We start from the raw sequence: 12,539 nt of genomic DNA, 5'->3' as shown, positions 1-12,539 counted from the left end.
CTCATGATTATTTAAGACGTGCTGTGCGTGAAAAGTTCCAACGCCCATATCCTTTCAGGAAAAATCAGGATTAATTATTCTTTAACTATTAAACTGATTTTTATGAGTAGTTCTTTAAGCCTTTGCAGCGCTTGTTTTAATTCCCCCGTTTCCCGGGTTAAAAGATATGCGGCTGCAATTAAAATCTTACTGCTTTCTTTCTTGTTGCTACCTATAACAACAATGGTAAAAAGCCAAACCGTTCACTGGTCTCAATCATCTAATAAGAATAACACACAGGGAACGGTAGTGTGGATCGGTTCAATTGTTCAATCAAGCAATTCTACTTTTTACGAAGGGCAAAGTACGCTGCAACGACTTTTCCTTTTGGATATTCCAACAGATCCTACCGGGAAATACAAACTCACTTTTAAGCATCTCGCAACAAAAGGGTCTATTAATGCTTACGATTTTGTTACAGGTTGGAATAATGCCGCTGGTGCTTTAGGTGGTAAAGCTATAAGCACGTCAAATGCAATTGATCCGAACTGTTATTTGAATATTGATAATTGTAGCCAGACAGGACAGAATAATGATCCCGTTTTTTTGATCTGCGGAACACTTGATGCTGCACCACTTGTATATTCAAATGCGGTTCCTTCAAGTTCATATGCAGTACCATCACCTGGTACACCCAATGTATCTTCCAATTCGAATGTAAAAGCAAGAATTGAGGATTGGGATAATAATTTTTCACCCACAGGGTCAGATGGAAGAAGAATAACCATCCAGTCTAACGCAACAGTTAGTGCGGCTAATCTTGTGATGACAGGGTATGGCGACGATAACGGTGATGTGTATGCTCACTATGAATTATCATGGACAGGTCCAACTGCTCCAGGTAGTTTTTCTGTTCTGGTGAAAATTGGTGGACATATCGCCGATCAGTTATTCTATGGTATAGGCAAAGGTGCATCTAACATTAATGGTGGACCTTACCACTTTAAAGTAAGCGATCTCTATTTAGGTAATGCACCTTATGATTCACAACACACAATTTCTTTGGGCGACAGAGATAACCAATTAAAAGGTGCAGACATCCTTATTCCGCCACCACCATGTGTAATTGCTCCGCAATCACAATCAATTTGCGCAGGCGGTACATCGCAACAGTTTTGTGGACCAGCCGGTATGGCAGTATACAGTTGGAGTATTGCACCGGCAGGTGCAACATTAAGTGCTACCAATACACAATGTGTAACTGTAACATCCAATACTCCCGGTACATACACGCTTACTTTGGTTACAACACAGAACGGTGTGCAATCAACTGATAACTGTACAGCCACATTGGTTGTAAATGCAAATCCAACTGCTAATGCAGGTCCAGATCAAACTAAGTGTCAAGGCGAGGGTGGAAATACATCCTTTACCTTGGCAGGAAGTGTAACCAATGGTACACATTCATGGGCGCAGGTTGGATCAACCGGCACAGCAAACTCTAACATTGCAGCAAACACTGCATTGAATGGAAGTATAACTGTTACCGGAATTGGTACTGTTACACTACGCTTAACATCAACCAGCAATGCAACGCCAAGTTGTGGTACTGCTGAGAATGATGTAGTGTTAACAGTAAATGCAAATCCAACTTCTAATGCAGGTCCGGATGAAACCAAGTGTCAGGGCGAGGGAGGAAACACATCCTTTACCTTGGCAGGAAGTGTAACCAATGGTACACATTCATGGGCACAGGTTGGATCAACCGGCACAGCAAACTCTAACATTGCAGCAAACACTGCTTTGAATGGAAACATCACTATTACGGGAATTGGTACAGTTACTTTACGCTTAACATCCACCAGTAATGCTACACCAAGTTGCGGAACAGCAACCAATGATGTTGTATTAGCAGTGAATGCAAATCCAACAGCTGATGCAGGTCCGGATCAAACCAAGTGTCAGGGCGAGGGAGGAAACACATCCTTTACATTAGCAGGAAGTGTAACAAATGGTACACATTCATGGGCGCAGGTTGGTTCAACCGGAACAGCAAATTCAAATATAGCAGCGAACACTGCATTGAATGGAAATATAACTGTTACGGGAATTGGTACAGTTACATTACGCTTAACATCAACAAGCAATGCAATACCGAGTTGTGGTACAGCTGATAACGATGTGGTATTAACAGTAAATGCAAATCCAACAGCAAATGCAGGTCCTGATCAAACCAAGTGTCAAGGTGCAGGAGGAAACACATCCTTTACGTTAGCAGGAAGTGTAACCAATGGTACACATTCATGGGCACAAGTTGGATCAACCGGAACAGCGAACTCGAACATTGCAGTCAACACTGCACTGAACGGAAGTATCACTGTTACAGGAATTGGCACTGTTACACTACGCTTAACATCAACAAGCAATGCAACTCCAAGTTGCGGTACAGCTGATAACGATGTAGTGTTAACTGTGAATGCAAATCCAACAGCAAATGCAGGTGATGATCAGGCTTTGTGTCAAACAAAACCAAGCGGTCCTACTGTATTTAATATCAGTGGTAGTGGAACTAATGGTGTAGGCGTATGGAGCAAGTTCGCATCAACAGGCACATCCGATGTAATTTTTGGTAATGTGAATGATGCTGCAACTACAGCAAGTGTAAGCGGTGTTGGTACTGTTACTATTCGGTATACAATTACCAATGCAAATTGTGGAACAGCTGTTGACAATGCCGAACTAACTGTAAATCCTAATCCGGTTATTTCATGCAGTGCAACTCCGGTGCTTATTGATATTACATCAGCAGCACACAATTCACAACTCGATGTGGATTTGAGCGGCAATGCCGATACCGATCCAACACATTACAGTTATGTTTGGACAGAAGATGGCGCAGGTTCATTTAATTTCAGTAACATTAAAAATCCCGTTTACACTGCAAGTGTAAATGATGCCGGTCAGGCAATTTCGTTTACTGTTACAGTTACACATATTGCGACAAGATGTTCAAATGAATCACAATGTTCATTGACAGTGAACTCTGCCGGTAGTTGTCCGGAAGTTGTTACATCTTCAGTATGTAATGGTACAACAAACAACTATCATGCAAGCAGGGCTCCTGCTGCAAATGAAACATGGGTATGGAGTGCAGATAACGGAGCATCAATAAATGCACCGAATGGGCAACAATCTGTTTCAGTTACTGCGGGCAATCAGAACTTTACATTAAAGCTCACCATTACCTACGCTAATACAGAGTTATCGCCTACAGAATGTAGTTATCCTGTTACAGTCACTTTGTGTGGAGGTAATTGTACCTATACACAAGGCAAGTTTGGCAATACCAGTCCTGCATGCGATGCAGATGGCACAAATGGTACTCCGATTACTTATGCAACAGTGCTGGATATGATCAAAGCTCTGTTGGGTGTAAACGGTATTGCAAATCCACTTTATATTGGTGGTGATGGAATTTCAAAACCAAGGATAACAATTCCGGCGACAGCAACAGCTGCAGCATTATTAAATGCATCAATGCCAGGAGGTAGTACTGCAAGAGAATTGTTTGGTAATTGTACAGTTGATAACGCCGGCGGTTTACCAGCATGCTGGACAGCCGGAACAAATACACTGGCAACATATATTACTAAACAAGGTAAGATCAACAATGTATTGTTATCACAAACAATTGCATTGGGGTTGAACTCTCGGTTAAGTTCAGGGTTGAGTGGCTTTGCATTACAGGCTGGTACATTTGCTACTGCAAAACGTGATGGCGATTGTGGTTCAACAATTCCAAAAGTGCGCATTTGTTATTATGATATCGTGTTGATGAAATGGGTGGTTGAAAATGAATATGTATTCAAGTCAATTTCTCAAAGTGTGATCGATGCACTGAATTGCAAAACATATCCGCTTAACGTAGGTGGATTGTATCAGTTGGCAAACGATGCATTGGCAAATGCAGATGGTACAATTGGTACAGAATGTGGTGCAAGTCTTTCTGACATTAATAATGCAGTTTCTGCAATTAATGAAGGATTTGATGAATGCAGAATATTCATTGGCTGGAATGAAACTCCTTGCGGAACAGTAGTATCAAGCAGAATTGATATCACCGCTTCAGGAGTGATTGGCAATAATAATATAGTAACAGCGGGAGTTAGTATATCAGCTTATCCAAATCCGTTTAGAGATCATGTGAATTTTGTAATGGTATCACCGGAATCAGGCCGAGCAACACTGGAAGTGTACAACCTGTTCGGTCAGAAATTACAAACTGTATATGATGGATTTATGGCAGCAGGCAGGAATCAAATCGTTCAATTCAGAACAGGAACAATTTCAAACGGAGTATTGATCTATAAATTCATGATCAATGGCAAGCAGATAACAGGCAGGCTTATGAACATTAAAGAGTAACAGGAACAATCACCAGTTAATAAAAAATCCCGGTCAGTTGAACCGGGATTTTTTATTATCATTTAAAACAAAGGGCATTAGTTAATTGCGTAGCAATATGTGCCTGTTTTTGTAAGGAAGAAATCATAATCGATCCAGCTATATCCTGCATCGCCCCAGGCTGTACCCCATGAGTTCATAATGAGGTATGCATTTTTCGCATCATCATAACCACAAATAACAACTGAATGTGGAAGTGAACCAGAACCTGAATATGTTTTCCATATAAACCCGGCCTTGGCGCTGATGAATGAATTATCGGCAAGTATGCTTATGATCACAGGATGTTTTTGTGTAACCATTGATTTGATGGCTGCTCTATCAGTAGTAAATAATTTCGCATATGAGCTGATCTTGTAATTCTGCGCTTCTGACGATTGTGATGAAGTTGGTAATGTTGAACAGCCATTGCTGCTGCTGTAAGGCATTGTTTGAAACGTACAGATACCATTCAACTTAATAAAATCAAGAGCTGTTTGCATTGCAGAACCGGAATTACAGTCGCTGTTGAATTTTATCTGGTTGTATAAAAATTCAGGACTGAAAATAGTTGCAGCATTGCTATATGATGTTGCACCGCTTCTGTAATACTGTTCAGCCGAACGTGCTGCATAACCTACTGAGAAAGCAACACATGAGCCTTCACTTCCCTGGTTGCCCACTGGAGGCATAGTTAATCTGAAGCCGGAAGTTGAAGGTGGTTCAACAACTGTTGTGTTGAGTGTTATGGTAATTGATCTCACAGACTGGTTGCCAGCCGCATCTCTTGCGGTTGCAACAATTGTGTGAATGCCACTCGCTGCATTTGTTGTGTTCCATGGGTACGTGTAGCTGGATGATGAAGAACTACCAACTACAACACCATTAATACTGATACTTAAAGAAGTTACACCAGTATTATCACTTGCCGATGCGCTGATGTTAATGGTGGTACCAGTGTTGTATGAAGCACCATTAACCGGAGAACTGATGTTTACAATTGGGGCAGTAACATCACCAACCGTAACATTATTTACCGATACTGTAACTGAACTGCTTGTTCTGTTATTTGCAGCATCCCTTGCAGTTACTGTTAGTGTGTGAGTGCCGTTCGATGCTGTAGCAGAATTCCATGTGTTTGTGAAAGGAGCAACACTACTGCTGCTGACTGCCACACCATCAACATCAAGACTAACAGATGAAACGCCAACGTTATCACTTGCGCTCACCTGTACAGTAGATGTGCCGGTAACAAAAGAGCCTGATGTTGGGGAAATAATACTGATAGTTGGTGCAATAGCATCACGTTTACCTCTTGCTGCTACCATAGATAAGTTCAAAACTTCTACACCTGCTTCCGGGGCCTTTGATAAAAATCCAGAGGACACTATCAAAGGTACTTTTGCCTGTAACGCAGGATTGTCATCAACAACTCCTGAAACTTTCTCTTGAGAAAATTCCGTTTCACTTTCGGGTACTACTGTTGATTTTTCTTTAGAACAAGCTGTCCACAGAACGGATACAATCAATAACCCTAACAAGCCTTTCGGCATTGTAAATCTTTTCATTTAATCTGCTGTTGGTTTTTATAAGTAATAAAAAATGTTTGGCGGTGACGCCCATAGGTATTGCATTCAGGTATAGTTGCTTTTCAAATGCCTGACAGTTGATGCAGCTTTGCTATGTGCAAATGCAAAGCATTTACATGCGCATCTTGTTTTTGATAAATCTTGTGGGAAATTGTATCTGGTACTTTCTGTTGGGGAATGGTTCTTCTATGATTCGGATATTTGTTCTCGTGGGTCCTTAATTAAACAAATCAATTCCGCTCTGCCTCAAAATTTTATCCTGTTTACTATGCCTTTAATTCTACGGGTATTAAACAATAATTATGCCACTCACCATGCAATCGCTCGTCGTAATTTTATATCGATGGCAAAGGTATTTTGTTTTTATGTTCAAAATAAGTGAAAGGCTTTTGAGGACATGAAAATCACTCTTTATACTACACATTAAACAAAAACTTTTGTAGGTATCAATTTTGATGTCTGCAGTTACACGAAAAAAAATCATTCAGTAAACAACTGGTTTAACAAGTGTAACGCATGTAATTAAAACAAACTCCGTTACCGGTTTTTGAAGATTAGGTAAGCATTATACATTTGTTAATTTTATCACCAGCTTATTCACAACCAGAAGTGTTGTAAAAATTATTAAGCAATTTGCTTTCTGCAAGTAGTATTAAAACTGATATAACAAAAAAGGAGCTGCAATTTGCAACTCCTTTCTAATATAATTAACAACAGTTTACCTGCTATTGGCATCATTCATCCTGATGTTTCGTCCTTTAAACTTCTTTCCATCAATAGAACGGATCATTTGTGTTGCTGCTTTACTATCAACTTCAACCCAGCTGTTCATTTCACGCATATCAATTTTACCCAGCGAATCTTTTTTCAGATCACTCATATCTAAAATGAACTGGAGAAAACTTGCTTTGTAAAAACCATCTTTCGTTCCAAGGTTCACAAACAAACGGGTGTAATTGCCTGAACCTCCGCCATTGAATTCACGACCTTGTGTATCACGGTAGGGTTGGCGTTCACGTTCACGTGTGCGTCCTGATCCTGGTCTTTCTCTTTCAATACCACGACTACCACCATCACGTTTGAATTTATCAAACTCACGACCACGTTCACGAATGTTGAGGTCTTCTGCGTTTTCGTAATATTTGAGGAATCGATCGAACTCCATTGATGCAACACGCTTCAGAATTTCTTCTTTGCTGATGTCTGCAAATTTTTCCTGCAGCATCGGTACATAAGTTTCATATTCTTCGCTGCTTACATCCATGTTAATGAGCTTATCCATAAACGAGAAAAACTGTTTGCGGCAAACATCTTTACCGGTTGGTATTTCAAGTTTATTAAATCGTGACTGCACAATACGTTCGATCTGGCGAACCTTGCCGATTTCACGACTGTGTACAATACTCATACAAATACCTGTTTTACCTGCACGACCTGTACGACCACTACGGTGTGTGTACACTTCAATATCGTCGGGTAACTCATAGTTGATCACATGCGTAATATCTTTCACATCTATACCACGTGCAGCCACATCGGTTGCAATCAGCAATTGCAATGTTCTGTCACGGAACTGGCCCATTACCGCATCACGTTGTTGTTGGGTAAGATCACCATGCAAAGCATCAATATCATATCCTTCACGGGTTAACTTCTCGGAAATGTTTTGTGCATCAATTTTTGTACGTGTGAAAATGATACCATAAATACCGGGGTTAAAATCGATCAAACGCTTCAATGCTTCGTAGCGGTGTTGTGATGACACCACAAAATACTGATGATCGATGTTTACGTTGGCGGTATTCATTTTACCAACCGTAACTTCTACCGGCTCTTTCATGTACTTGCGGCTCACCTTACGAATTTCAGGTGGCATGGTAGCACTGAATAACCAGGTACTTTCTTTCTTGGGAGTATTCTGTAAGATGAATTCAATATCATCCTGGAAACCCATGTTCAGCATTTCATCTGCTTCATCAAGCACCACATACTTAATTTCACCAAGGTTGATGGCCTTGCGTTCAATTAAATCAATCAAACGACCGGGAGTAGCTACTACGATCTGGATACCACGTTTGATATCACGGATCTGCATGCCGATGGAGGTGCCGCCGTAAACAGCAACCACCTGCATTCCCTTCATGTGTTTCTTGAAAATTTCTATCTCTTTAACGATCTGCAGGCAAAGTTCACGTGTAGGACAAACGATCAGTGCCTGTGGGTGTTTTTTGCTTTCGTCTAATAATTGCAGCAATGGTAAACCAAAGGCTGCTGTTTTGCCGGTACCCGTTTGGGCAAGGCCGATCAAATCCGTTGTTCCGCTCAAAAGAACGGGGATTGCTTTTTCCTGAATAGGAGTGGGAGTTGTAAAACCGAGTTCACTAATCGCTTTCATCAATCTTTCATCCAGTCCAAGCGCTTCAAATGTGTTCATTCTGTATTTTCTGTTATAATAAGCGGCAAAGGTAAGGTTTTATTGGGGGATGAGATGCATTTGAGTAGCTAGTGGCTGGTCTGCAGTCAATAGCAATGCTGATTGCAGCAAAACGTATGTAACAGGCTAAACACTAGCTGCTAATGGCTATCGGCTTATCTTTGCGCCATGCGAAAACTGGGCATGGATGAGCTCAACCGCAAATCGGTTGATGAATTTAAAGAAGCGGAGAAGAACAAGGTGATTGTTGTGCTGGAAAATATCCGCAGCATGCAGAATGTGGGCAGTGTGTTCCGCACAGCCGATGCTTTTTTGGTGGAAGCTATTTATCTCATTGGCTACACGCCTCAACCTCCTCATCGGGATATTCATAAAACAGCCTTGGGTGCAACAGAAACCGTGAACTGGAAATATTTTGCCGAAACCAGCGAGGCAATTGCTGAGTTAAAAGCAAACGGCTACAAGCTGTTTGGGATTGAACAGACCGAAGGCAGCATTTTACTCCAGGACTTTGAAAAAGCGAAAGAAGAAAAAATTGCCCTCATCTTTGGCAACGAAGCCGAAGGAGTGGAACAGGAAACCCTGTTGCAGTGTGTAGGCTGTATTGAAATACCACAGTTTGGGATGAAACATTCGCTGAATATTTCGGTAGCAGCAGGAGTGGTACTGTGGGAAATGGCAAGAAAAGGTATATTGAACCAATAATCAGGATCGAACAACATGAGCACAGTAAAAAACTATCTATCACTTATAAAATTTTCGCACACCATTTTTGCATTGCCTTTTGCATTGATTGGATTCTTTTTAGCTAAAAGTATAGTGATGCCTCAGCTTGAAGAGGATGTTTTTTTCAACTACCGAGTTTCAGGTGAAATTGGAATGTCTAGACTGATAATTATATTCATTCTAGTTCTTCTCTGCATGATCTTTGCCCGTAGTGCCGCCATGGCTTTTAATCGTTATCTCGATAGAAGTTTCGATGCAAAAAATCCACGCACTGCTATTCGTGAAATACCAGCAGGAATTATTTCAGCCAACAGTGCACTAATGTTTACGATCATCAACAGTGTGTTGTTTGTGGTTGCAACATTCTTTATCAATTCACTTTGCCTTGCGTTATCACCAGTTGCTTTATTTGTTGTGTTAGGTTATAGTTACACGAAACGTTTTACACCACTTTGTCATTTGGTATTAGGTCTTGGTTTATCATTGGCACCTATTGGAGCATATTTGGCAGTAGCAGGAGCTTTTGCTGTATTGCCTGTTTTATTTTCATTTACGGTGTTGTTTTGGGTGAGTGGTTTCGATATTATTTATGCTTTGCAGGATGAAGAGTTTGATAAGAAATATGAATTGAAATCGATACCTGCGTGGTTGGGGAAATCTAAAGCATTGCGTGTATCAGAATTCTTACATGTACTTTCTGCATTTTGTGTAACTGCAGCAGGTTACTACGGAAATTTTGGTGTGTTGTATTGGATAGGCGTAGCTGTATTTATTGGCATGTTGATCTATCAACACTCCATTGTAAAGCCCGATGATTTACGCAGAGTGAACATTGCGTTTATGACGGCGAATGGTATTGCGAGTGTTGTGTTTGCGGTGTTTGTGATTGCTGATATCTTTATTTAAACCCTCTAAATCTCCCTGAAGGGAGACTTGTTGCTTCACTACAAATGATGAACAAAAGAATAAACAGATCAACAGTATTACTTGAGCAAATTACCTCCCTTTCAGGGGAGGACGGGAGGGGTTTATGGCTCGTATAATGTGCATCGATTACGGCGGCAAACGTACAGGATTGGCAGTGACCGATCCGTTGCAGATCATTGCAACCGGTTTAACCACTATCGAAACAAAAAACTTCATCCCTTTCCTCAAAGATTATTTCAGCAAAGAACAGGTGGAGTTGATTCTTATTGGTATGCCCACCAACTGGGACGATAGTGACACTCATGCCACGCCGTTAGTGAAACGTGCCATTGAACAACTGAAGAAAAATTTCCCCAACATTCCTATTGAAACGGTGGATGAGCGCTATACGTCCAAAATGGCCAAAGATGCGATGCTCGAAATGGGCCTTAAGAAAAGTCAGCGCCGGGATAAAAAGCTGGTGGATGAGATAGCAGCTACGATTATGCTGCAGGAATACCTGGCGAGGACGTAGGATGTCTGATTTATGATGTAGGAATCCCGATAGTTGCTTACTTACTCGATGAATTGCGAACGCTTGATTGGCTTTGCTTATATTTGCAGCTAATTTTTTTGTTGAAGATGGTTTGTAATCATAAATCCACCATCATAAATCATAAATCGCATGATTCTTCCCATTGTCGCCTACGGCTTTGATGTGCTTCGTAAAACAGCAAAAGATATTACGCCTGATTACCCCGGGCTTGAGAAGCTGATTGCTGATATGTGGGAAACCATGTATTCTTCCAACGGTGTTGGTTTGGCTGCTCCGCAGATCAACCGTGATATTCGTTTGTTTGTGGTGGATAGTGCCCAGATGTTTGCCAATATGGATGAGGAAGAAACCCTGTTGTATCCTGATAAACCAGGTATTAAGCAGGTATTCATCAACGCACATGTAGAAGAGTTGTTGGGTGATGATTGGTTGTACAATGAAGGTTGTTTAAGCATTCCCAAAATACGTGAAGATGTGTATCGTGCGGAAGAAGTAACCATCCGTTACATGGATGAAAATTTCAAGGAGCATGTAAAAACATTTGATGGAATAACTGCCCGTGTGATCCTGCACGAATATGATCATATTGAAGGGAAGCTCTTTATCGATTACCTGAAACCATTGAAACGAAAAATGCTCAAAGGAAAACTCGATGATATTTCAAGAGGAAAGGTTAATGTGGATTATAAAATGCTGTTCCCTAAATAGACCGCAGAAAAAATGATTAAATGATACTAATGAAAAATCCCCGATATCATTTGATATCGGGGATCTATTTTATTCATCATCTCCAGTTAAATTCTTTGCTTTTGTATACACTCTCCACTTTTCAATTACCTGCTGCATATCTTTTGCCAGTTCACTTTCAAATAACATCCGCTCTTGTGTTTTTGGATGTGTGAAGCCCAATGTTTGTGCATGCAATGCATGTCGTGGACAAATGGCAAAACAATTATCTACAAACTGTTTGTACTTGGTGTAAACCGTTCCTTTTACAATCCGATCACCACCATAGGTATCATCATTGAATAACGGATGCCCGATGTGCTGCATGTGCACACGTATCTGGTGCGTACGTCCTGTTTCCAACCTGCATTCTACCAGTGTAGTGTAGCCGAAACGTTCAAGTACGGTATAATGTGTAATAGCTTCTTTCCCATACTCACCATCGGGATATACATCCATGATCTTTCGGAAACGCTGATGACGACCAACATGACCCGTAATGGTTCCACTATCTTCTTTTATATCACCCCATACCAATGCAACGTATTTACGTTCTACTGTATGATTGAAGAATTGTTTGGCTAGATGAACACTGGCCTGTTCAGTTTTCGCCATGATCACCAACCCGCTTGTGTTCTTATCAATCCGATGCACCATGCCAAAGCGTGGTAATTCGTCTTCGGTGATATTCGGTTGTTGCTGTTGAAAATGCCACAACGCACCATTCACCAATGTGCCGGAATAATTACCACAGCCGGGATGCATCACCATGCCGGGCTCCTTATTTACCAGCATTACAGAATCATCTTCGTAAGCAATGTTGAGTGGTAGTTCTTCTGCTTTTAGATTGCTGTCTTCAGGTGCTGTATCTGTAAACGTAACAATATCATCACCCGGTTTTACTTTATAGTTCGCTTTAACCGTGTTGTTGTTCACCAGCACCATTCCCGTCTCAATTCCACGTTGCACTTTGTTACGGGTTGCGCCTTCGATCTTCGTCATCAGGTATTTATCAATGCGCAAAGGTTCCTGTCCTTTCGTTACCACAAAACGCTTCTTCTCGAAAAGCTCTTCCGAGCCGTCGCCATTCTCCAACTCACTTTCTTCATCTAACAATTCTTCGTCGATCATAATCCGCAAAAGTAAGTCCTGTTCGGCATCCATTCAAATCAAGTAAATT

8 protein-coding genes are annotated in these 12,539 nt (G+C 41.0%); 5 read left to right on the top strand and 3 right to left on the bottom strand.

The window, feature by feature from the left end; translation table 11 throughout:
- Window positions 1-222 precede the first annotated feature (222 nt).
- The gene (locus WG954_RS19865) at window positions 223-4,404 is read left to right on the top strand and encodes a T9SS type A sorting domain-containing protein (protein ID WP_340438709.1); all 4,182 of its coding nucleotides are present in this window, start codon (window positions 223-225) and stop codon (window positions 4,402-4,404) included.
- A gap of 77 nt (window positions 4,405-4,481) precedes the next feature.
- Here WG954_RS19865 and WG954_RS19860 read toward each other — a convergent pair whose 3' ends face one another.
- Together WG954_RS19860 and WG954_RS19855 are read right to left on the bottom strand one after the other, a co-directional pair.
- Entirely contained in the window at window positions 4,482-5,990 is a 1,509-nt protein-coding gene (locus WG954_RS19860) for an Ig-like domain-containing protein (protein WP_340438707.1), read from the bottom strand.
- Window positions 5,991-6,729: 739 nt separating this feature from the next.
- Window positions 6,730-8,445, bottom strand: coding sequence for a DEAD/DEAH box helicase (locus WG954_RS19855; protein ID WP_340438705.1), 1,716 nt, complete (start codon window positions 8,443-8,445; stop codon window positions 6,730-6,732).
- Between the two features lie 168 nt (window positions 8,446-8,613).
- Here WG954_RS19855 and WG954_RS19850 point away from each other — a divergent pair, with 168 nt between their 5' ends.
- The 4 genes from WG954_RS19850 to def all read left to right on the top strand — a co-directional run bounded on the left by WG954_RS19850 (window position 8,614) and on the right by def (window position 11,341).
- Window positions 8,614-9,150 carry an RNA methyltransferase gene (locus tag WG954_RS19850; protein WP_340438703.1) on the top strand — a complete coding sequence of 179 codons (537 nt, stop codon included), beginning with the start codon at window positions 8,614-8,616 and terminating at the stop codon, window positions 9,148-9,150.
- Between the two features lie 15 nt (window positions 9,151-9,165).
- Window positions 9,166-10,077, top strand: coding sequence for a UbiA-like polyprenyltransferase (locus WG954_RS19845; RefSeq protein ID WP_340438701.1), 912 nt, complete (start codon window positions 9,166-9,168; stop codon window positions 10,075-10,077).
- 136 nt (window positions 10,078-10,213) lie between these two features.
- Window positions 10,214-10,612, top strand: coding sequence for a Holliday junction resolvase RuvX (gene ruvX, locus WG954_RS19840; protein ID WP_340438700.1), 399 nt, complete (start codon window positions 10,214-10,216; stop codon window positions 10,610-10,612).
- 150 nt (window positions 10,613-10,762) lie between these two features.
- Complete coding sequence (def, locus tag WG954_RS19835; RefSeq protein ID WP_340438699.1) at window positions 10,763-11,341, top strand: peptide deformylase; 579 nt, start codon at window positions 10,763-10,765, stop codon at window positions 11,339-11,341.
- Window positions 11,342-11,410: 69 nt separating this feature from the next.
- Here the strand turns inward: def and WG954_RS19830 are convergent, their stop codons facing one another.
- Window positions 11,411-12,523: an RluA family pseudouridine synthase gene (locus WG954_RS19830; protein WP_340438698.1), complete on the bottom strand. Its 1,113-nt coding sequence runs from the start codon at window positions 12,521-12,523 to the stop codon at window positions 11,411-11,413.
- Between the last annotated feature and the right edge of the window lie 16 nt (window positions 12,524-12,539).

Source organism: Lacibacter sp. H375, assembly GCF_037892425.1.
GTDB lineage: Bacteria > Bacteroidota > Bacteroidia > Chitinophagales > Chitinophagaceae > Lacibacter.
The sequence above is the reverse complement of the archived record's forward strand: the minus strand, read 5'-3'. Positions and strand labels throughout refer to the sequence as shown.